This is a genomic window from Inquilinus sp. OTU3971 (assembly GCF_038440215.1).
Genome location: NZ_JASATH010000044.1, coordinates 23,761 through 46,093, shown reverse-complemented (window position 1 = coordinate 46,093; position 22,333 = coordinate 23,761). Strand labels below are relative to the sequence as shown.

The 22,333-nt window shown below is 71.3% G+C and carries 13 protein-coding genes; 4 read left to right on the top strand and 9 right to left on the bottom strand.

What is annotated here, in order from left to right:
• The coding region (locus AAHM41_RS13665) for a capsule biosynthesis protein (RefSeq protein ID WP_342237098.1) at nucleotides 1–1,300 on the top strand (1,300 nt) is incomplete at its 5' end.
• Nucleotides 1,301–1,302: 2 nt separating this feature from the next.
• A complete protein-coding gene (locus AAHM41_RS13660; RefSeq protein ID WP_342237097.1) occupies nucleotides 1,303–2,091 on the top strand; it encodes an SDR family NAD(P)-dependent oxidoreductase in 789 nt (262 codons plus the stop codon).
• Here AAHM41_RS13660 and AAHM41_RS13655 read toward each other — a convergent pair.
• The 3 genes from AAHM41_RS13655 to AAHM41_RS13645 form a co-directional block, all read right to left on the bottom strand.
• Nucleotides 2,088–3,440, bottom strand: coding sequence for an aminotransferase class I/II-fold pyridoxal phosphate-dependent enzyme (locus AAHM41_RS13655; RefSeq protein WP_342237096.1), 1,353 nt, complete (start codon nucleotides 3,438–3,440; stop codon nucleotides 2,088–2,090). The genes AAHM41_RS13660 and AAHM41_RS13655 overlap by 4 nt on opposite strands.
• 6 nt (nucleotides 3,441–3,446) lie before the next feature.
• Nucleotides 3,447–10,784 carry a type I polyketide synthase gene (locus tag AAHM41_RS13650; protein WP_342237095.1) on the bottom strand — a complete coding sequence of 2,446 codons (7,338 nt, stop codon included), beginning with the start codon at nucleotides 10,782–10,784 and terminating at the stop codon, nucleotides 3,447–3,449.
• A 183-nt stretch (nucleotides 10,785–10,967) separates the two neighbouring features.
• Nucleotides 10,968–12,407 carry a mannose-1-phosphate guanylyltransferase/mannose-6-phosphate isomerase gene (locus AAHM41_RS13645; protein WP_342237094.1) on the bottom strand — a complete coding sequence of 480 codons (1,440 nt, stop codon included), beginning with the start codon at nucleotides 12,405–12,407 and terminating at the stop codon, nucleotides 10,968–10,970.
• Nucleotides 12,408–12,743: 336 nt separating this feature from the next.
• Between AAHM41_RS13645 and AAHM41_RS13640 the strand changes: the two genes are divergently transcribed.
• Together AAHM41_RS13640 and AAHM41_RS13635 are read left to right on the top strand one after the other, a co-directional pair.
• Nucleotides 12,744–15,344, top strand: coding sequence for a glycosyltransferase family 4 protein (locus tag AAHM41_RS13640; protein WP_342237093.1), 2,601 nt, complete (start codon nucleotides 12,744–12,746; stop codon nucleotides 15,342–15,344).
• 165 nt (nucleotides 15,345–15,509) lie between these two features.
• Nucleotides 15,510–15,692 carry a hypothetical protein gene (locus tag AAHM41_RS13635; RefSeq protein WP_342237092.1) on the top strand — a complete coding sequence of 61 codons (183 nt, stop codon included), beginning with the start codon at nucleotides 15,510–15,512 and terminating at the stop codon, nucleotides 15,690–15,692.
• A 153-nt stretch (nucleotides 15,693–15,845) separates the two neighbouring features.
• Here AAHM41_RS13635 and AAHM41_RS13630 read toward each other — a convergent pair whose 3' ends face one another.
• The 6 genes from AAHM41_RS13630 to AAHM41_RS13605 all read right to left on the bottom strand — a co-directional run bounded on the left by AAHM41_RS13630 (nucleotide 15,846) and on the right by AAHM41_RS13605 (nucleotide 22,271).
• Nucleotides 15,846–17,063 carry an AGE family epimerase/isomerase gene (locus tag AAHM41_RS13630; RefSeq protein WP_342237091.1) on the bottom strand — a complete coding sequence of 406 codons (1,218 nt, stop codon included), beginning with the start codon at nucleotides 17,061–17,063 and terminating at the stop codon, nucleotides 15,846–15,848.
• 43 nt (nucleotides 17,064–17,106) lie between these two features.
• Nucleotides 17,107–18,624, bottom strand: coding sequence for a phosphomannomutase/phosphoglucomutase (locus tag AAHM41_RS13625; protein ID WP_342237090.1), 1,518 nt, complete (start codon nucleotides 18,622–18,624; stop codon nucleotides 17,107–17,109).
• A 162-nt stretch (nucleotides 18,625–18,786) separates the two neighbouring features.
• A complete protein-coding gene (locus tag AAHM41_RS13620) occupies nucleotides 18,787–19,062 on the bottom strand; it encodes an HU family DNA-binding protein (protein ID WP_342237089.1) in 276 nt (91 codons plus the stop codon).
• Nucleotides 19,063–19,173: 111 nt separating this feature from the next.
• Entirely contained in the window at nucleotides 19,174–19,902 is a 729-nt protein-coding gene (locus tag AAHM41_RS13615) for an ABC transporter ATP-binding protein (protein ID WP_342237088.1), read from the bottom strand.
• A complete protein-coding gene (locus tag AAHM41_RS13610; RefSeq protein ID WP_342237087.1) occupies nucleotides 19,899–20,705 on the bottom strand; it encodes an ABC transporter permease in 807 nt (268 codons plus the stop codon). The genes AAHM41_RS13615 and AAHM41_RS13610 overlap by 4 nt, the downstream gene beginning before the upstream one ends.
• Nucleotides 20,706–20,753: 48 nt before the next feature.
• Nucleotides 20,754–22,271, bottom strand: coding sequence for a hypothetical protein (locus AAHM41_RS13605; RefSeq protein ID WP_342237086.1), 1,518 nt, complete (start codon nucleotides 22,269–22,271; stop codon nucleotides 20,754–20,756).
• Between the last annotated feature and the right edge of the window lie 62 nt (nucleotides 22,272–22,333).

Below are 22,333 nucleotides of genomic sequence, written 5' to 3'. Positions count from 1 at the left end.
CCGCGGGCCCCTGGCCCCCCCCCCCCGCCCCCGCCCGCGGACGATCCCGGCCGGCGCCGGGCGCCAGCGCGTCGTGCTGGTCCTGCAGGGCGCCGCCACGCCGTTCCAGCGGCGCCTGGCGGCGGCGCTGGAGGCCGAGGGCGCCCGGATCGTCAAGATCAACATCTGCGGCGGCGACGTGGTGTTCTGGCGCCGCCCGGCCATCGCCTTCCGCGGCCGGTTCGAGGATTGGCGCGGCTTCGTCGCCAATGTCCTCGACCGCGAGGGCGTCACCGACCTGGTGCTGTTCGGCGACTGCCGGCCGCACCATGCGGTGGCGGTCGACCTCGCCCGCCGCCGCGGCCTCAAGCTGCATTTGTTCGAGGAGGGCTATCTGCGCCCCGGCTGGGTCACCTGCGAGGCCTGGGGCGTGAACGGCCATTCCGACCTGCCGCGCAGCGCGGCGATGTTCCAGGCCCTGGCGCGGGCGGCCGAGCCACAGCCGCCGGCGGCGCCGGTGCCGTCCTATTTCCTGCACCGGGCGGTGTGGGACGTGCTGTGGACCGTCGGTCTGGTGGCGCTGATGCCGGCCTTCCCGCACTACCGCCACCACGCGCTCGACCACCCGCTGGTGGAATACGCCGGTTGGCTCGGCCGCTGCCTCCGCGCTCCATCGGTCCGGCGGCAGGCACAGCGAGTGATGCAGGGGCTGGCCGGGCAGCGCTACTACCTGCATCCGCTGCAGCTCGACACCGATTTCCAGATCCGCACCCATTCGCCGTTCCGCGACACGGTCGCGGCGGCGGATGAGGTGATCGCCTCCTTCGCCCGCAACGCCGATCCGGGCACCCGGCTGGTGGTGAAGCTGCACCCGCTGGACTTCCGCCCGGTCGCCAAGCGCCGGCAGATCGCGGCGCTGGCGGCGCGGCACGGCGTTGCCGGCAGGGTCGACTTCATCGATGGCGGCGACCTGCAGCAGTTGGTGGACGGCGCCATCGGCGTGGTCGTGGTCAATTCCACCGTCGGCCTGTTCGCGCTCGAGCGCGGCAAGCCGCTGCAGACGCTGGGCACCGCCGTGTTCGACCTGCCGGGCCTCAGCTTCCAGGGCGGGCTCGACCGTTTCTGGGCCGAAGGGCAGCCGCCGCGCGCCGAGCTGCTGGAGGCGTTCCGCCGGGTCGTGGTGGCGCGGACCCAGATCCGCGGCAGCTTCTTCTCGCTCTCCGGCATCGACCTCGCGGTCGACGGCGCCCGCCGCCGCATCCTCGACGGCGGGGTGCAGCCGCTGCGCGAGGCTGCCTGGGCGGCGCAGGCGGGAGAGTGAGCGTGACCGCGCCCACGGCGGTCGTCGTGACCGGCGCGTCGCACGGTCTCGGCGCGGCTTTGGCCCGGCACTATGCGGCGCCGGGCGTGGCGCTGGCCCTGATCGGTCGCAACGCCACCCGCCTGGCCGAGGTCGCAGCGACCTGCCGGCAGCGCGGCGCAGTGGTGGAGACGGCGGAGATCGACGTCCGCGACGGCGCCCGGCTCGGCGAGATCCTGCGCGGCTTCGACGCCCGCCATCCGGTGGCGGTGGTGATCGCCAATGCCGGGGTCGAGGCCGGGCTGGCGCCGGGCCGCGGCTGCGAGCCGGAGGATTCGGTCACGGCGCAGCTGCGCATCAACCTCGAAGGCGCGATCGCCACGGTGTCGCCGCTGATCGAGCCGATGCGCGCCCGCCGCTTCGGCCGCATTGTCCTGATCTCGTCGCTGGCGGCGCTGATGCCGTTGGCCGACCAGCCGGCCTATTCCGCCTCCAAGGCCGGGCTTATGGCCTGGGGCGAGGCGCTGCTGGCCTGGCTGCGGCCGGACGGCATCCGCGTCACCATCGCCTGCCCCGGCTTCATCGCCACCGGCATGAGCGACCGCTACCGCGGCGCCCGGCCATTCCAGTGGAGCGCCGAGCGCGCGGCGAAGCACATCGCCGGCTGTGCCGCCCGCGGTCGCGCCATGGTGGCCTTCCCCTGGCCGCTGGTCTGGCTGATCCGGCTGGGCCGCCTGGCGCCGCGCCCGGTCCGCGCCGCCTTCATCGACCGCTTCCTGCGCTTCGAAATCGACGCCCCGGCAGCTCTCTAGCCTCGGGCTGCAGCGCTCAGCCGTTTGGCGACCGGCGCCTCGTGCAGCAGCTTCTCCCGCTCCTCGGCGATGACCGCGACGGCGCGGTCGATCTGGTCGTGGGTGTGCTCGGAGGTGACGAAGCAGCGCAGCCGGGCGGATTTCTCCGGCACCGCCGGATGCACGATCGGCGAGACGTTGACGCCGCGCTCCAGCAGCCGGTTCGACAGCAGCACCGCCTGCAGCGAATCCCCGAGGATGATCGGGATGATCGCATGGCCCTGGGCCAGGCCGGTGTCCAGCCCGGCGGCCCGGGCCTGCTCCAGGAAATACCGGGAATTGGCCTGCAGCCGTGCCACCCGCCCGTCCGTGTCGGCGATCAGCAGCTCCAGCGCCGTCAGCGCCGCCATGGTCGCCGGCGCCGGCATGCCGACGCTGTAGACGAAGCCCGACGCCATCACCTTCAGATACTCGACCAGGGCCGCCGGGCCGGCGATGTAGCCGCCGCAGGAGGCGAGCGTCTTCGACATCGTGCCCATCCAGATGTCGACCTGCCGCGGGTCGATGCCGCTGGCCTCGGCGATGCCGCGCCCGGTCGGGCCCAGCACGCCCAGCCCATGCGCCTCGTCGACCATCAGCCAGGCGCCAAAGCGCTGCTTGATCGCCACCAGCCGGGGCAGGTCGATGGTGTCGCCGTCCATTGAATACAGGCTCTCGACCACGATCAGCACGCGCTGCCAGCGGTCGCGCTCGGCCGTCAGGATCGACTCCAACGAGTCCAGGTCGTTGTGCGGGAAGGACCGCCGCTGCGCGCCGGACAGCTGGGCGCCGGTGATCACGCTGCTGTGGATCAGCCCGTCATGCACAATCAGGTCGGCCGGCCCGGTGATCTGGCCGATGGCGGCGACATTCGTGGCGTGGCCGCTGACGAAGGCGACCGCGTCCTCGACACCGTGCAACTCGGCCAGGCGCCGTTCCAGCGCCGCGTGGAACGGCCGCTCGCCCGCCACCAGCCGACTGGCCGAGACCGAGGTGCCGAACTCGTCGACCGCCGCCTTCGCCGCCGCGGCCACGGCCGGGTGGCCGTTCAGCCCGAGATAGTCGTAGGAGGCGAAGTTGATCACCTCCCGCCCGGCAATCCGCGACACCGCCCCGGCCCGCTGCTCATGGGTCCGGAAGAACGGGCTGGCGACGCCCAGCAGGTCGGCCGCAGCGCGCTGCATCCGCAAGGTCTCATAGCCCGGCAGGGTCTCGAAGGCAGTGTCGTAGGATCGCGGCTCCGGCGCCACCGGCACCGCGGCCGGGGCCTTGCCGCGCACCTCGGAGATCAGCGACCGCAGCGCGGCGTCCGACAGGCGTCCCTTACTCATCGCAACTCATCCCAGAACCCGGCGGGTGGTCTTGGCCCGGTCGCGGACGGCCTCGCGCACCAGCACGGCGGTGCCCGCCTCCAGATCGGCCTCGACATGCTTGGCGATCAACTGCGCCGCCTCGCCCGGCGGCTGCGCCTCGGGGCTTGCGGCCGGAGCGCCGCCGCGCAGCTTGGCGACGATCCGCGTGCTCAGCTCGCTCAGGGTCAGCCCGGCGCCGATCGACAGGAAGGGCAGGTCGATGCCGTAGCGGTTCTGCATCGCCGCATCCAGCTCCAGCCCCATCAGCGAATCCATGCCCAGCTCGGCGAAGGCGCGGTCGGGGTCGATATCGGCCGGCGGCATGCGCAGAATCCGCCCGATCTCGGCCAGCATGGTCTCGGTCACGATCGCTTGGGCCTCCGCATCGGTCCGCCCGGCGATCATGGCGGCCAGGTCGATCTCGGCCTCGGTGGTCTCGGCCCGGCGGCCGTCGGCCATCCCGGCCAGCCGCGGCGTGGCCAGGATCGGCAGCTCGCGGGTCGCCGCCTGCCAGTCGATCCGGGCGCAGGCCACCACCGCCTCGGTCTCCGCCGGCCGGGCCAGCAGCCGGCCCAGCTGCGCCAGCGCCTCGGCCGCCTTCAGCGACGACCGGCCGATCCGGCGCTTCAGTGCGTCGCCCTTGGCCGCGTCGCGGGCCAGCACCCCGGCATCGGCGATGGCGCCCCAGGACACGGCCAGCGCCGGCAGCCCCTGGGTCCGCCGGGTCCGCGCCAGCGCCTCGAGATAGGCGTTGGCGGCGACGTAGTTGGCCTGGCCGGGATTGCCGATCAGCGTGGTGGCGGAGGAGAACAGCACGAAATAATCCGGCGCCCGGGTGCGGCTGACCAGGTCGAGATGGATGGCGCCCTTGATCTTCGGCGCCAGCACCCGCTCGATCCGCGCCGAATCCAGGTCGCGCAGCAGCCCGTCATCCAGCACCATGGCGGCGTGGATGATGCCGCGCAGCGGGCCGTGCCGGCGCTCCAGCGCCGCCAGCAGCTTCTCGCAGGCGGCCCGGTCGGTGACGTCCAGCCGCTCCGCCGCCAGGGTGACGCCCTGCGCGGCCAGCCGCTCGGCCTCGGCCTTCTCCGTGGGCCCGAGCGTGCCCCGGCGGGAGGCGACGACGATCGTCTTCGCCCCGTGCTCCGCCAGCCACAGCGCAGTGGCGAAGCCGAAGCCGCCGGTGCCGCCGGTGACAAGGTGGAAGCCGGTGTTCTGGGCCTGGAACGGGGCCTCGGCGGCTGGCGCCGCCGGGATCTCGCGCGGCGGGGTGACCACGATCTTGCCGATATGGCCGGCGCCCTGCATCAGCCGGAACGCCTCCTCCGCCTGGTCGGCCGGGAACACCCGGTGCGGCAGCGGGGTCAGGCGGCGCTGCGCGAACAGCCGGTCCAGGTCGCGCAGCAGGCGTCTGGTCAGCCCCGGCTGGGCGTTCAGCAGCTGGTCGGCATCGACCCCGAAATAGGACACGTTGCGGGCGAAGGCGCGCAAGCCCACCGCGGTGTCGGCGACGAAGTCGCGCTTGCCCAGCTCGACGAAGCGGCCGAACGGCTTCAGCGCCCGCAGGCTGCGGCGCATGGCGTCGCCGGACAGCGAGTTCAGCACCACGTCGACGCCGCCCAGCTTCCAGCGGATCTCGTCGGCGAAGGCCAGCGACCGGGAATCCAGCACCAGGTCGGCGCCCAGCAGCTGGGCCAAAGCGCGCTTGTCCTCGTTGCCGGCCGTGGCCACCACCGTGGCGCCGCGCAGCTTGGCGATCTGCAGCGCGGCGAGGCCGACGCCGCCGGCGGCGCCGTGGATCAGCACGCTCTCGCCGCGACCCAGCCGGGCCTGGTGCACCAGCGCGTACCAGGCGGTGATGAAGGCGACCGGCATGGTCGCCGCTGCGGCGAAGTCGACCCCCTCCGGCACCCGCATCGCCACCTGGGCCGGCACCGTGACATGGGTGGCGAAGGCGGCCGGCGCGAAGGCCATCACCCGATCGCCTTCCTTCAGATCGGTCACCGCCGCACCGACGCGGCGGACCGTGCCGGCGCATTCGAAGCCCAGCGTCGGGCCAGCGAAGCCGTCCTCGAGATAATCGTCCGGCAGCAGGCCCAGCGAGAACATCACGTCGCGGAAGTTCAGGCCGCTGGCCGCCACCTCGATCTCGACCTCCTCCAGTCCGGGCGCCCGGCGCTCGGCCGCGATCCAGCCGATCCGGCCCAGGCTGCCCGGGGCGGCGAGGGCCAAGCGGGCGGCGCGGTCTTCCGACGGGGCGTCCTGCGGCGCCGGCCGCACCGCTGCCACCCGGTTGACGAACAGGCCGTCGCGGTCGATCTCGACCTCGGTCTCGGTCAAGCCCACGGCCTCGGCCGATCCGACCAGCCCGGCCAGCGCCGCCGCCGCGGTGTCGTCGGCCAGCGCCGGGACCAGGGTGGCGAAGCGGATGGTGAGGCCGGAATACTCGTTGGCCAGGGTGCGGGCGAAGGCCGCCAGCGCCTCGGCCAGGCCGCGGCCGCCATCGGCCTTGCCGTTCAGCTTGCCGCAACGGGCGACCAGCCACAGCGTGGCCTTGGCCGGCAGGGCTTCGGCCTCCGCCCGCACCGCCAGGATGGCCTTGGTCAGGAAGGTGACCGGGTCGCGTGCCGTGTCCAGCATCAGCGGCAGCAGCACGGTGTCGCCCTCCGCCGCCGCTGCGGCCGGGTCGATGCGCACCGCATGGCCCCGCTTGCGCAGCCGGTCGGCCAGGTCGGCCAGCAGCTCGGTGTCGGCGGGGCGCATCAGGATCGGCCCGGCCGGTGCGGCCGGCATGTCGGCGGCCGGCCGGTCCCAGACCACCAGCTGCGCCGCCGCGCCTCGGGTGCCGACGCGGTGCCGGGCCGCCGGCCGGAAGCCCGCCAGCCCGTCCTGCGATGTCACGCCCTCCGCCATGCCGTCGAGCAGCATGGCGGTCACGGTGTCCGGGATGGTGTCGATGGTGACGGCGACAGCGCCGGGGCGCAGCAGCCCGGCCACCTGCTGCCCCAGCCGCGCCGGGTCTCCGGCCGTCATGGTGCCGACCGACAGGGCTAGGTCGAAGCGGCCCGGCGGCACGGTGGTCTGCTCGTCCAGGATGCGCAGCCCAGGCAAGCGCGGGGTGCGCGCGGCCAGGCCGGCCAGCGCCTTCGGCTCGGGCCCGGTCACCGCCACGGTCAGGGCGCCGTCGCGGACCAGCGGCAGCAGCGCCGGCACCAGCTCGCCCTCGGGATCGACCAGCAACAGCGCCAGGGGTGCCGCGCGACCGGCAGCGAGCGTCCCGACCAGCGCCGCCGCCAGCGGCAGCAGCGGCGAGGCGGCGCGGGCATGCGCCTCGACGCCCTTGGAGAAGTGCAGCTTCTCCCCGCTGCGCAGCGCCGCGACCAGGTCGCGCGACAGCCGGGCGGCCATCACCGTCTCGGCGCCGCGCTCCGGATGAGCGGCCAGGATCGAGCGCAGGATCGTCTGTGGCGACGGCAGGCGGGCAGGGGCCAAGCGCCAGGCACCGTCCTCCTCCGCCGCCAGCTCGAACTCCGCCAGCACCTTCAGCAGCGCCGCGAAGCGCGGAGCCGCGGCCGGGGCCAGGCGCCCGCCGCGGCACAGCCGCTCGATGGTGAAGCGGGCGGATCCCGCCACCGCCCGCACCGCGCGATGCGCCATCGACCGCGCCCAGGCGGTCAGCAGCAGCCAGTCGTCGCCGGCCTCATGCCGATCCAGGAGCCCGGCGACGGCTTGCTCCAGCTCCGCCGCGGCGACGCCGGCGCGGCCGTCGTCCCAGGGTTGCCGCACCGCGCGGTACAGCAGCCCGTCCCCGGCGGCCAGGCGCAGCGCGCTGCGCTGGAACCGGGCGCCGCGCAGCTCGGCCACCACCATGCCCGCCTCGTCCTCCAGCGCGATGTCGACCAGGATCGACCGCGGCGTGGCGCGACGCAGGTCGAGGCGCGCCCGGACGGCGGAAACCGACCGGTACACCCGCAGCGCGGCGAAGCGCACCGGCAGGAAGGCGCCGCCCTCGCCGCCGCCGAGCCGCTCATACAGCGCGAACAGCCCGTGGAAGGTGGCGTCCAGCGCGGTCGGGTGCAGCGCATGCAGCACGGTGTAGAGGCCGTTATCCGCCACCTCCGGCGACAGGTCGACGGTGATCCGCCGCTCGTCATCGGTGGCGATGGCGGCGGCGCGGCGGAAGGCGGGGCCGTAGTCGATCCCGGCCGACGCGGCCGCGACGTAGATCGTCGCTGGATCGACCGGGCGCAGAATGCTGTCGTCCTTGCCACCGTGGTCCGGCGCGGTGGCGACCGGGCTCGGCCCGACCCGGCCGCGGGCCTGCAGCGTCCACTCCTCGCCGGCCATGCGCTGCCGGCTCAGGATCTCGACAGCGCCGGTGTTTGGCGCCAGCCGCAGCCAGGTCTCGCGCGTCGTGCCCTCGGCGATCACCAGGGCCTGGATGATGTCGAAATCCTCGACCTCGACCGCCTCGGCGCCGAACCATTGCCGGCCGGCGGCGACAGCCATCTCCAGCAGCGCCGCGCCGGGCACCACCACCTCGCCCGCCACCTTGTGGTCGGCCAGGTAGGGCAGCAGCTCGGGGTCCAGGAGGCCGTGCCATTCCGGCGTGCCCTCGCCCAAGCGGGCGCCCAGCAGCGGATGCGCCGGCTTGGCCAGCGACAGGTCGATCCGCTCCGGCGTCGCCGCCTGGCGCAGGTCGCGGCGCTGCCAAGGATAGTGCGGCAGGGCCTGGCGCCGGCCCGCCGGCCGGTCGCCGAGCAGCGGCCGCCGGTCGACCGCGCCGCCGCGCAGCAGCACCTGCAGCACCGCCCGCTCGACCGGGTCCGACCCATCCTCTCCCGCCTTGTCCCCCACCTTGTTGTCGAGCGTCGGAAGGATCGCCGCCTCGCGCTCCGCCGCCTTGGCGATGTCGCGCAGATGGCCGGTCAGCACCGGCCGCGGGCCGATCTCGACGAAGATTCCGGCGCCCAGCTCCAGCGCTGTCCGGGCCGCCGCGGCGAACTCCACCGGCTGGCGGATGTTGCGCCACCAGTAATCCGCATCCAGCGCCGCGCCGCCCAGCGCCCCGCCGGTGACAGCGGAGATGAACGGGATCCGGCCCTCGGCCGCGACCGTGTCGGCCAGCGCCGCCCGCAGCGGTGCCTCGATGGGCGCGGTCAGCGGCGAATGGAACGGGTAGTCGACGCCGACGCGCTGCGCCGCCACCCGGCGCTGCTTGGCCAGCTTCAGCAGCACGTCGATCTCGTCCTTCAGGCCGGAGACGGTGACGCAGACCGGGCTGTTGACCGCGGCGACCACGGTGCCGTCCAGGCCGGCCTCGGCCAGCACCCGTTCGGCCTCGTCGCGCGACAGCATCAGCACCGCCATCGTGCCCAGGCCGCGCAGCTGCTCCTGGCAGCGGCTGCGCCAATGGATGATCCGGACCGCCTGGTCCAGCGTCACCATGCCGGCCGCCAGCGCCGCCGCCACCTCGCCGACGCTGTGGCCGATCACCATGGCGGGCGTCAGGCCCTCGGCGGCCAGCGCCGCGGTCAGCGCCGCCTGCACCGCGAACAGCAGCGGCTGCGCGGTCGAGGTCGCCGACAGCCGCTGTTCCAGCGCCGGGTCCTGCAGCGCCTCCGCCGGCGACCAGCCGGCCAGGGCGGCGTAGCGCGCATCGATCTCGTCGAAGGCGTCGCGGAATGGCCGGCTGGCGCGATAGGCGCGCAGGCCCATGCCGGCGAATTGCGAGCCGTTGCCGGAGAAGGCGAAGCAGATCGCGCCGGCATCCGCCTCGCCGCGGGCCGACACCAGCTGCGCCGCCCGCTCGCCCCCGGCGAAGCGCCGCAGCTCGGCCGCCGCGTCGGCGCCCAGCGGCAGCGCCAGGCGGTGCGGCAGCAATTCCCGTTCGTGGGCGGCATGCCGGGCGATCCGGCCCGCATCCGCCAGCTCCAGCGCCTCGGCATAGCGCCCGGCCAGGCTGCGCAGCGCCTCCTCGCCATGGGCCGACAGCAGCAGCGCGCGGGCCGGCGCCTCGGCCGCTTGCTCCGGTATCTCGTCCGGCCGCGGCGCCCGCAGCACGGCATGGGCGTTGGTGCCGCCGAAGCCGAAGGAGGAGACGCCGGCGATCAGCGGCCCGGCTGGCAGCGCCACCGGGCTGCGCGCCGGCAAAAGGTTCAGCGCCTCGAACGGGATGTCCGGGTTGATGCTGTCGAGATGCAGCGTCGCCGGCAGCAGCCGGTGCTCGATCGCCAGGATCGCCTTGATCATCCCGGCCAGGCCCGAGGCCGGCTCGAGATGGCCGATATTGGACTTGACCGACCCGACCGGCAGCGGCGCGTCCCGCCGTTGGCCCAGGGCCCGGCCGATCGCCTCGGCCTCGGCCGGGTCGCCGACCCGCGTGCCGGTGCCGTGCGCCTCGACGAAGGCGAGGTCGTCCGGGTCGATCCCGGCCTCGCCGTAGAGCTGCTCCAGCAGCCGGCGCTGGGCGTCGGTGGAGGGCAGCGACAGGCCGACGGTGCGGCCGTCGGAATTGACCCCGGTCGCGTCGATCATGACCCGCGGCGGCCGCCCGTTCGACACGGCGGCGTCGAGCCGGCTCAGCACCAGCACGGCGCCGCCCTCGGCCCGGACATAGCCGTCGGCCGCGGCGGCGAAGGGCCGGCACAGCCCGGTCGGCGACAGCATGCCGGCGCGGGAGAAGCCGTAGAAGGCCTGCGGCGCGCCCAGGATGTTGACCCCGGCCACCACGGCGGTGTCGATCTCGCCCCGCGCCAGCGCCCGCACCGCCGCGTCGAGCGCGACGAGGGAGGAGGAGCAGGCGGTGTCGATGGTCAGGCTCGGCCCGCGCAGGTCGTAGATGTAGGAGATCCGGTTGGCGATGATCGAGGCGGTGTTGCCGGTCATGAAATGGGTGTCGATGCCGCCGGCATCGCCGATGATCCGGGTATAGCCGTCGACCGAGGAGGCGCCGACGAACACGCCGACCGGCTGGCCGGCGAGGGTCGAGGGCGGCAGGCCCGCATCCTCCAGCGCTTCCCACACCAGCTCCAGCAGCAGCCGCTGCTGCGGGTCCATCTGCTCGGCCTCGCGCGGCGCGATGCGGAAGGCGCCGGCGTCGAAGCCGTTCGGGTCCGCGATCAGCCCGGCGGCCAGGGTGTAGCTGCGGCCCGGCTCGCCCTTCCGGGGGTGGTAGAACCGCTCGATCGCCCAGCGGTCGCTGCCGATTTCGGAGATGCTGCAGCGTTCCTGCAGCAGCAGCGACCAGTACTTGTCGAGGTCGGCCGCGCCCGGCAGCCGGCAGGCCATGCCGATCACCGCGATGGAGTCCTGGGATCTCAAAGGGCCTGCTGGCATGTCGGTTTTCTTTCAACGATTCGGCATGGGCGGGCGGGAAGCGGACCGCAGCGGCAGCCTACTTTACCGTAGGAATCGAGCTACGAAACCTGCAATCGATGGCGACTTCCATGAGATCATAGATTTTAAATCTAAGAATCGTCCGTAGGAACATTCGCCGGCGCAGGTTCATCCGAACAGCAGCGCGTCGGCCGCTTCCAGCCGGACGACGTCGTCCTCGCCGAGATAGGGTCCGGTGCGGACCTCGATCAGCTCGAGGTCGATCTTGCCGGGGTTCTCGAGCTTGTGGTCGGTGCCGATCGGCAGGTAGACGGCCTCGTTCTCGCGCAGGATGCGGGACTGGCCCTCCATGGTGACGCGGGCGGTGCCGGAGAGCACGACCCAGTGTTCGGAGCGGTGGTAGTGGCGCTGCAGGGCGATGGCCTGGCCGGGATGGATCAGCACGCGCTTGACCTGGAAGCGGTCGCCGGCATGCAGCGACTTGACGGTGCCCCAGGGCCGGTAGATCTCGCGGTGGATCACGGCCTCGGGCCGCTTGGCGGCCTTGAGCCGGTCGGTGATGGCCTTGACGTCCTGGACCTGGTCCTTGGCGGCGACCAGCACGGCGTCGTCGGTGGCGATGACGATGGCGTCGTCGAGGCCGATCACGGCGGTGAGGATGCCGTCGGAGCGGACCAGGCAGTTGCGCGAGGACAGGGTCAGCGCATCGCCCTGGGTCAGGTTGCCGTCGGCGTCGCGGTCGCCGACCTCCCACAAGGACGACCAGGAGCCGACATCGGTCCAGCCGATCGAGGCCGGGACGATGCCGGCGTGGTCGGTCTTCTCCATCACCGCATGGTCGATCGAGATCGACGGGGCCTGGACGAAGGCGGCGGCATCGAGGCGCAGGAAGGTGAGGTCGCGCGAGGCGGCCTTGAGCGCGGCGTCGGCGGCGGCGAGGACCTGGGGCGCGTGGCGGGCGCATTCGGCCAGGTACTGGCCGGCGGTGAACAGGAAGATGCCGGCGTTCCACAGGTGGCGGCCTTCGGCCAGGAAGCGCTCGGCGGTCTCGCGCGGCGGCTTCTCGACGAAGCGGGCGACGGTGCGGGCGCCCGGCGCCTCGGCGATGGCATCGCCGGGCAGGATATAGCCGTAGCCGGTCTCGGGCGCGGTCGGCTGCATGCCGAAGGTCATCAGATGGCCGGCGCGGGCGGCCGGGGCGGCGGTGGCGATGGCGGCGCGGAAGCCCTTCGGATCGGCGATGTGGTGGTCGGCGGGCAGCACCAGCATCAGGGTGTCGGGGTCGCGGTCGGCCAGGAAGCGGGCGGCGACGGCGACGGCGGGCGCCGTGTTGCGGGCCGAGGGCTCGAGGATGATGGCATCGGGGAAGACGCCGATCTGGCGCATCTGCTCGGCGACGATGAAGCGGTGGTCGTCGGCGCAGATGAACACCGGCGGGGCGAAGCCGTCGGCCTCGCCGACCCGGGCCACCGTCTCCTGGATCATGGTGCTGTCCGACACCAGCGGCAGGAACTGCTTGGGATAGCCGGCCCGCGACAGCGGCCACAGCCGCGTCCCCGAACCGCCGGATAACACCACCGGCACCACCGCTTGATCGATCCGACTCATGATCTGCTCCAGATTCCAGGGGCTGAGTTTCTATCAGCCATCGGGCTTGTGAATTCAACACTCACAAACCCATCAAAACCCTCGAAAACTTCCGCGGTTCCGGACTGCCTGAGGCCGCCTCGAGACGGCATCATAGGATATTATGGCGAGAGGGACCTGCGGAACCATTCTCCGGCGTTGGATGGATGGGGTTTCCGCCACTGGATGGACACGAAATCAGGTTTCGTGTCGTTATGATTTGAATTTGGGTGCGCTGCAGCATAGTCTTCGATTCCGAGCGGCGCGTCCAGTCGCCCGTTCGAATCCCAGGTTTCCTCGGTCGAAGGATCGTCGGCAATGAAGATTCAAGCCTTGGTCGCAGCTGTGATTCCTGATGCCCCCGGCTCGGCGATCGATCCCAACGAGCTGCAGGATCTGATCGACGCCGCCGACTGGGACGGCGTCAACGCCCGGTCGGCGGAGTCGCGAGACGGGGTGGTCGGCGCGCCGCAGGCCCGGCGCACCACCCTGCTCGACCGGCTGTACAGCGTGGCCCGGGATGCGGAGGAGGATTTCGACCCCGTGGCCGCGACCAAGGCGGCTGCGGCGCTTTGCCTCTCCCAGCACAACCACGTGCTGTCGCCGCTGGACCAAGCGGCGATCGGCGGCGTCTTCGTCGAGGACGGCATGCTCCATCTCTGGGGCATCAACCAGCTCGATCCGTCCCAGCCGGTCGATCTCGGCCTGGTGGTCGACGGCCGCCGGATCTTCGACGCGCGGACCGACCCGGCCACCGGCCGCATCGCCTTCGCCGCCACCCGCCTGCACGGCCGGCACCGCTCGCTCGGCTTCGAGCTCGACGGCACGGTGGTGTCCGGTCCGGCCTTCACCGCCTTGTCCTTCTGGAAGGACCCGGACGCGCTGAACGAGCTGGCCGACCACCTGGTCGACATGGTCAACCGCACCGGCTATCTCGGGGCGCGCTACACCGCCAAATGCCACCTGCCGAAGACCATGGCCCGGCTCGACGCCGCGGGCGACGACAAGGTCAAGGGCCGCATCCCGGAATTCGTCCGCTACATGGCGAACCGGTACGACTGCGACACCAAGAACCTGGTCGGCTACCAGGGCACGGCGCAGTGGATCATCTCCGACGTCATGGAATATGCCGACCGGCGCAGCATCTTCTGCATGACCAACGAGATCCACGAGGCGCTGTCCGAAGGGGTGTTCAACAAGCGCGCCCTGAAGAACGACGTCTCGCTGGCGCTGTTCTCGTTCTGGCGCCGGCACTACCAGCACATCGACATCTTCAGCGACGAGGGGCTGCGCAAGGTCCAGTACAAGTTCGCCACCGCGCCCTTCATCAGCGACAAGAACAACCAGCTGCTGATCTCCAAGGCGCTGAAGGAGCGGCTGAGCGCGGTGGTCGACGCCTATCGCAGCCGCGCTTTGCCCTGGAGCTGGTACTGGCTGTTCCGGCATGAGGACGAGGGCACCACCCACAAGATGATGGAGGCCGGCTACGCCGTGACCCTGTCGTTCAAGGAGGTGCTGGCCGACCTGATCGAGCAGAACCGCTGCTCCTTCAACCCGCGCAACTGGATGTCCTACTGGGGCTCGACGCCGCAGGAGGTGGCGGGCCACTTCACCCGCTTCGACCTGGCGCTGATCTCGCTCCTGAACGGCCGCGCGGTGCCGGAGGAGCTGATCGCCGAGCGCGGGCCCGAGGTGCTGCGCCGGCAGCTGATCGACCAGGTCTACAGCCGGTCGCCGCGGCTCGCCGCGATCTCGGCGGTGGCGCCCGATCTGGCCTCGGCGCCCGAGGCGGAACCGGAGATCGAGCGCATCGACCTGGTAGTGATCGGCCACGCCAACGCCACCGGCCTCGGCCGCAACCTCAACATGTTCGTCGAGGCGCTGTCGGGCTTCGACCCGCTGGTGTTCAACGCCGATGACGGCCAGTGCGTCAATCCGGAGGGGCGCTGGCGCGAGGACATGAACCTGCGCGCCCGGGTGGTGGTGCTCTGCGTCAACGCCGACCGGGCGCCGGAGATGATCGCCCGCTTCGCCTCGATCTGTGAGGACGCGCACATCATCGGCTTCTACCTGTGGGAGACCGACACGCCGCCGGAGACGCATCTGCTCGGCGCCAATGCGGTGGACGAGATCTGGGCCCCGTCGGATTTCGTCGCCGACGGCTACCGCAAGATAACCTCGACCCCGATCAGCAACATCCGCAAGGGCTTGGCTCATCCGCCGGCCCGGGTGTTCAGCCCGTTCCTCGACCGCTTCCGGCGCAGCCCCAGCGAGCTGATCTTCCTGTCCCTGGCCGAGTTCGGCTCCTCGATCGTGCGCAAGAACCCGCTGTCGGTAGTCAAGGCCTTCCAGCAGGCCTTCGCCGAGGGCGACGAGGAGGTTCGGCTGCTGCTCAAGATGCGCGAGATCGACCCCGGCCACTGGAGCAATTTCGACGGCTACTGGGAAGAGGTGGAGGAGCGGATCACCGGCGACAGCCGGATCGAGATCGTCGAGGGCAACCTGACCGATGCGGAATACTGGTCGCTGATCGACTCCTCGGACGTCTTCGTCGCGCTGCACCGGGCCGAAGGCTTCGGCTACGGCATCGCCGACGCGATGATGCTGGGCAAGCCGGTGATCGTCTCCGACTATTCCGGCACCACCGACTTCTGCGAGGCCGACAACGCCTTCCTGATCGGGGTCGACGTGGTGCCGACGCCGCCGGAGCAGATGCGCAGCAAGTCCTATGTCGGCCATTGGTGCAGCCCGCGGGTCGACCAGGCGGCGGCGGCGATGCGCGCCGTCCTGAGCGACCGCGAGGCCGCGAAAGCCCGGGCGCTTAAGGGCCAGGCGCGGATCTTCGCCGATTACAGCTTCGAGGACTGGCAGAGTGGCCTGTCGACCCGGATCCGCGACCAGCTGGCGCGGCAGCGCTGAACCACGGTCGTCCCGGTTCCTTCTCCCTGTCGGGGAAGGGGCCGGGTCCGGGACAATGTCTTTCCTGATCCTCGCGGCCTATGCCGCGCTGTCGGCCTTCCAGGCGGCGGTGATCTGGTCCGGGCTGATCGTCTGGACCGGCTCCCGGACGTCGCCGCGGCGCCGGTGGCGACACTGCTCGGGCTGGTGCCGGGGGCCGGCACCATCGTCGCCATCCTGGCCGCCGGCTCGACCCGGGGCTGGCCGTGGTTCGGCTCGACCGCGCTGTTCTGCAGCCTGCTGGCGCTATGGGTACATGTGACCCTGCACCACGCCATGTCGGCACTGTCCACGCCCGAAGGGGAGTAGCAGGCTCTCCCGTTTGCGAGCTTCTCGGAAAATTCCCACACCGTCATTGCGAGCGTGGCGAAGCAATCCAGGGGCCGCTAGCTCCGGCCCCTTGGATTGCTTCGTCGGCTGCGCCTCATCGCAATGACGGTTTTGGCTTCGGAGAAGCCCGCCTCAGGCGGCGCCGGCCAGGGGCACCGGCCCGAGCACGCCGGCGGCGAAGGCTTTGTCCAGCTCCTCGATGGCGCAGATGATGTGGTAGAAGCTGCTGGCCGGCGCCGGCTCCTCGACGAAGCGGCCGTCGGGCTGCAGCTTGTCGCGCCACAGACCGGCCACCGGCACGTCGAAATAGGTGAACAGCGCGGTCACGCCGGCGGCGATCCGGCCGCGCCACAGCGCCTTCTCCGCCTCGGTCTCGGCGGCGCCGGCCAGCGCCACCGCCGCCTTGATCCGCTCGGTCTGCGGCCACAGCCGGGCGCCGGAATCGATCGGCGCGCCGTCGTCGAGGATGGCGTTGACGGCGACGTTGCGCACCGGGTCGACGCCGGTCTCCTCGGCCGCCCCGGCCATCCGCCGCGCGGCGGCGACGGCGTCCGGCCGGCCGCGCAGCGTGCCCCAGCGCACCAGCAGCCAGGCCCATTCGAACAGGTGGCCGGGCTCGACGATGCGGCCGTCCCGGCCGGGCGCCGGCTGCCACTCGCCGTCGAAGAACTCGCGCAGATACCCGGTCTTCGGGTCGATGAAGCGCGACAGGGCCAGGTCCGCGATCTCGTCGGCCAGCGCGTTCCAGGCCGCCTGGTCGGGGCCCTGGCCGAGCTCGACCCAGGCCAGCGACGCCTCGAACAGGTGCATATGCGGGTTGGCCAGGAGCGGCAGCTTGCGCGGCGCCGCCTCCTCGAAGCCGCCCAGCGGATGCTTCAGCGTCGCCTCCAGCCGCTGCCGCAGCCGCGTCGCCGCCGCGGCCAGCGGCGCCGGGTCGGCGACCACGGTGCTGGCGACGGCCAGCGCGAACAGGGCGAAGGCCTGATCGTACAGCACCACGGTGTCGTCCAGCGTCGCCCCATCCGGCCCGACCAGGGTGCGGAAGGTGCCGTCCGGCCGCTCATAGGCTTTGCGGAAGAATTCCAGGCCGTGCTCGACGGCCTGGCGCGACGGGCCGGTCCAGCCCAGCCGGCCGGCGACGGCGAAGGTGAAGACCTGCCGTGCCTGCACCCGGGCGCGGCGCGGCTCGATGCACGGGCTGCCGTCGAGCGCCAGCCGCTCGTGGAAGCCGCCGCGCCCGCGGTCGGCACCGGTCTCCCACCAGATCGGCAGCGCCTCCGTGGTCAGCCAGGTCATCAGCCGGTCGCGCAGGCCCTGCAGAGTCGCCATTTGCTCGGTCGGGGTGGTCATCATCGGCTCCAGCAGCAGGTCTTGGTCATCGAGTCTCAGCGGGTCAGATGGTCTGATTGTAAGCGCCGACTTCGGGATTCTCACGCAGCACCCCGTCGACGGCCTTGAACATCTCGTGCAGCCGGTCTTTCGACACCGGGCTCTCGACCACCACCACCAGCTCCGGCTTGTTGGAGGAGGCGCGCACCAGGCCCCAGGTGCCGTCCTCGGTGGTCACCCGGATGCCGTTGACCGTGACCAGGTCGACGATGCGGTGGCCGCCCAGCCCGCCATTGGCGGCGATCTCGCGGAAGCGCTTCTCCACCCGCTCGACCACCTCGTACTTCACCTCGTCGGCGCAATGCGGCGACATGGTCGGCGACCCCCAGGTCTGCGGCAGGGCGCGGTACAGATCGGCCATGCCCTTCCCCGGATTGCGGTCCATCATCTCGCAGACGGCGATGGCGGTGACCAGGCCGTCGTCATAGCCGCGGCCGATCGGCGGGTTGAAGAAGAAATGGCCGGATTTCTCGAAGCCGGCCAGGGCGTTCAAATCGCGCACCCGGCGCTTGATGTAGGAATGGCCGGTCTTCCAGTAGTCGGTCTTGGCGCCCTGCGCCTGCAGCACCGGGTCGGCCGCGAACAGCCCGGTCGACTTGACGTCGACCACGAACTGGGCGCCGGGGTGCAGCGCCGACAGGTCGCGCGCCAGCATCACGCCGATCTTGTCGGCGAAGATCTCGTTGCCCTCGTTGTCGACCACGCCGCAGCGGTCGCCGTCGCCATCGAAGCCCAGGCCGAAATCGGCCCCGGTCTCGCGCACCTTGGCGGCGATGGCGTGCAGCATCTCCATGTCTTCGGGGTTGGGGTTGTAGTTCGGGAAGGTGTGGTCCAGCTCGACGTCGAGCGGGATCACCTCGAGGCCGATCGCCTCCAGCACGCGCGGCGCGAAGGCGCCGGCGGTACCGTTGCCGCAGGCGGCGACGACGCGCAGCTTGCGCTCGATCCTGCGGCCCTCGGTCAGCTCGCGGACATACTGCTCGGCGAAGCCCTCGACGAAGCGGTAGCTGCCGCCGTTGCGTGGCTCGAAGGCGCCGGACAGCACGATGTCGCGCAGCCGGCCCATCTCCTCCGGCCCGAAGGTGACCGGGCGGCTGCAGCCCATCTTCACCCCGGTCCAGCCATTGTCATTGTGCGAGGCGGTGACCATCGCCACGGCCGGGACGTCCAGCGCGAACTGGGCGAAATAGGCCATCGGCGAGACCGCCAGGCCGATGTCGTGCACGGTGCAGCCCGCCGCCATCAGCCCCTGCGCCAGGGCGATCTTGATGGCCATGGAATAGCCGCGGAAATCGTGGCCGACCACCACTTCGGGCTTGACCCCGGCCTCGTGCAGATAGGTGCCGAGGCCGAGGCCCAGCGCCTGCACGCCCATCAGGTTCAGCTCCGGCGGCTTGTCCGAGCCGGGATGCCCGAACCACCAGCGGGCGTCGTATTCGCGGAAGCCGGTCGGCTTCACCAGCGGCGTGGTCTCGAAGGCGTAGGTGTTGGGAACCAGCGATGCGGAGGGCTTGGGCAACATCGGGAGATCCTCGGGGCGGCAGGAGGGGGCAGGCATAGGAGGTCCGATCGCCGACCCGGTGGTCCCGGATCGGCGGCAACGGCGAAGGCACGCCTTCGGATCGGATCGATTGTTGGTTTCAGCCGGGACCCAGCGGTGCGGCCGGGTCCCGGGTCAACGCCTTTAGGCGTTCAGCGCTTCGCGCACCGGCTTGGACGGGCTGAACACCACCTTCTTCGAGGCGGCGATGGTGATCGGCGCGCCAGTGGTCGGGTTGCGGCCTTCGCGCTCCGGCCGGATCGCGACCTTGAAGCGGCCGAAGCCGGAGATCGAGACCTGATCTCCGCGCGCGGCCGAGTCCGTGATCGCCTGGAAGATGCTGTTGAGGATGCGCTTGGCCTTCACGCGCGACAGCTTGTGGTCCTGGGCCAGCTGTTCGATCAGCTCCGAGGTGTTCATCGACGATCCTCTAGGTGGAAATGGGTGCCGCGCACCCGGTGGAAGGCATGGGGACGTCCCCATGCCCGTGGCGCATGCTCGGGCGAGCATGTCGGGACAGACGGGCGGACGTCAGGGGAGCGGCACGGGCAGCTCGTCATCCTCGTCCTCCTCGTCATCGATCAGCGGCTCGTCATCCGCGGCGAAGTCATCGGCCTTGAACGCCAGGATGGTGTCGCGCACCGAATCATAGGTGGTCAGCCGGGCGTCGGACAGGATCGCCCCGGTGTCGGCGAAGCGGCGCAGCAGGCGCGGCCGCTTGGTGGTGAAGACCAGCATCGCCTCGCGCCGCCGGGCGTCGACCAGGCGCTCGCACCAGTCGCGGAAGCCGGGCGGCCCGCCGATCACCGATTCGTCGGCGAGATAGATGTCGAAGGGCAGGGCGTAGGCGGTGGTGAACAGAAGGCGGCTGCGCTTGTCGCCGGTATAGGCCGAGAACGGCTTGTCGAAATCGGCGCCGATGCCGCTATGCGCCTCGACGAAGCGGATCACCTCGGTGGCGTCGGCGCCGTAGATGCGGGCGGTGAACCAGACATTCTCGCGCCCGGTCATGGTGCTGACGAAGGGGCCGGCGGTGCCGACCAGGAACGACACCCGGCCCTGGCGCAGCACCCGGCCCGAATCCGGCGGGATCGACCCGGCGATCAGGCGGATCAGGGTCGATTTGCCGGCGCCGCGCCGGCCCAGGATGCCGACGGTCTTGCCCGGCTCGAACACCGCGCTCAGCTCGTCGAGGACGAGCTTGCTGTGGCCGCTGCCATGCGACCGGTAGCGCTTGCTGACGCGGTCCAGCACGATCATTTCGCGGCCATCCGGCGGCGGCGCGACGCCCGCTCCAGGATCAGGCCGAGGAAGATCGAACCCAGCGCCCAGGACAGCAGATAAGTCTTGTCCAGGCATTCCGTCGGATAGGTCAGGTAGAAGCCGGTGCGGAACCATTCCACGCCGTGCAGCACCGGGTTCCAGACCAGCCAGTCGCGGATCTGCGTCGGCATGTAGTCGGGCACGTAGAACACGGCGCTGAGGAACAGCAGCGATCGGCCGAACACACCATAGACCACCGCCCACAGCCGGAAGAAAGCGCCGATCACACCGTTGACGATGCCGACGCCGATTGCCGTGGCCGTGATCACCAGGAAGGCGGAGACCACCTTCAGCGGCTGGATCGGTGCCGCCTCCGGCACCCCCATGACGATGTGGATGAAGCTGAACAGCAGGATCGCCACCACGGCGAGCTGCAGCGTCTCCAGAAGGGCGCGGGCCACCAGCAGGTCCAGCGGCTTCACCAGCGGCACGCCCTTGCTCAGCCCGCCGCCGCGCAGCGCCGTCATCGCCTTGGACGAGATGTGCATGAAAACGAAGTACGGGATCATGCCGGTGCCGAGGAACAGCAGCATGCTGGTGCCGAAATCCGCCTGCCGGCCGATGGCGGAGAACACCGCCATCATCATCGTCAGCTGCAGCATCGGCTCGAGCATCTCGAGCAGGTAGCTGAGGCGCGAATGCTTGGCATGCATCCGCATCTCGCGCAGCATCAGCGACACCACGACCCGGACCTGGACTGCCAGGGCCGTGCCGAAGCGGGGCCGCGCCAGAGCGGTCATGGCGCGGCTCCGGGCTGGCGGGCGATCATCGGCGTCATGCTGTCCGCCTCAGATCATGTGGTCGCGCACGGAGTGCACCGTGAGCATGGTGATGGCCCAGGCCACGAAGGCGATCAGGAACACGATCAGCACGTCCTCGACCCGCTCCGGATACAGCGCGTACTCGGCCAGCTGCGGCTCGACATAGGGCATCAGATAGGTGCGGTCGGACATGGCGCTGCTGCGCACCTGGTCCAGCGCCGTCAGCATGTTCTGGTAGCTCTGCTGCGCGAATTGCAGCTCGAGCCGGATGTCCTCGTAATCCGACAGGGTCGCGGCATAGCCCTCCTGGGACGGCTTGTCGCCGCCCGGGGCGGCGCCGGCGCCGAGCTCGCCCTCGATCTTGTTCAGCTGGTCCCGGGTCGCGGCGATGTTGTTCTTCAGCACCTTCATGGTCGGCGCGTCCGGCGCCATGTGGGTCGACAGCGAGGTGAGTTGCGCCTCCATCTGCGCCAGGCTGGTGCGCAGCTGCAGCGACAGGCCCAGGGTCGAGGACGCGCTGGTCGACAGGTCCGGGGTCTGCTGCACGTTGCGGAACTGGCGCAGCTTGGCGGTGACCTCGCGCAGCCGGTCCTCGGCGTTCTTGACGTCGCGCTCGGCGAAGCGGACCGAATCCTCGCGGGAGCGCTCGGCGATGCGGTTGACCAGGTCCTCGCTGGAGGCGATCAGCGCCTTGGCGACGCGCAGCGACTCCTCGGCCGTGAAGGCCCGGACCTGGACGATCGAGATGCCGGTCGACACGTCGAAGCTGGCGTCGACCCGGTTCTGCCAGTACTCGACCAGCTTCTCGATCGGCACGGTGGGGTCGAGCCGCGCCAGATAGTCGGCACCCTTGTTGCTGTAGATCGCGCGCAGGTCGACGGTCTTCAGCAGGTCGTTCACCGCCTCGCGGCTGGTGATGTAGTCGGCGACGATGAAGTTGTCGCTGAACGCCGACAGCCGCGCCGACTGGCCCAGCGCGGCGCCGACCAGATCGGTGGTCGCCGACGAGGCCGAGGCGTTCGAGGATTTCACCGCGAAGCGGAACTCGGAGACGTACTGGTCGGCGGCGACATAGAGGTAGTAGGCCGCGCCCAGCGCGGTCGGCAGCACCACCATCAGCAGCAGCGACAGCCAGAACCCGGCCGAAAGCCTGGCCCTCCGGTTGGGCAGCCGCAGCGTCTCGGGCTGGGCGTCGAAGCGGCGCTCGAGGGGCGTGCGCCGGGCCGTCGGCGGCGGCGCGGACCGCACCGCCGGCACGTCGCGGAAGCCGGCCACCAACTCGTCGGCCGGCGGCCGCCGGCTGGGCAGCGAGGTGATCTTGGCCTCGGCCGGAGCGGGCTCGGTCTCGGCCGGCGCTTCCACCTCATGATCGAGCGAATCCCCGCCGCGCCGCGCCGCCATCCGGGCGCGGGCCGCGCGCAACTCGGCGATGGTCCGGCGCGACGCCGGGGCATCCTGGGATGCGTCCGGCGAGTCCGGGACCGAGGCCTGCTGGTCCAGCTTTTCGGAGAGATCTTCCGAGGGATTGTCCGGTGTCTTGCCCAAGCCATACCTCTCACGAGAGTCGGGGCGGCTGCGCTTCCGTTCGCTGCACCGCAGCATAGCAG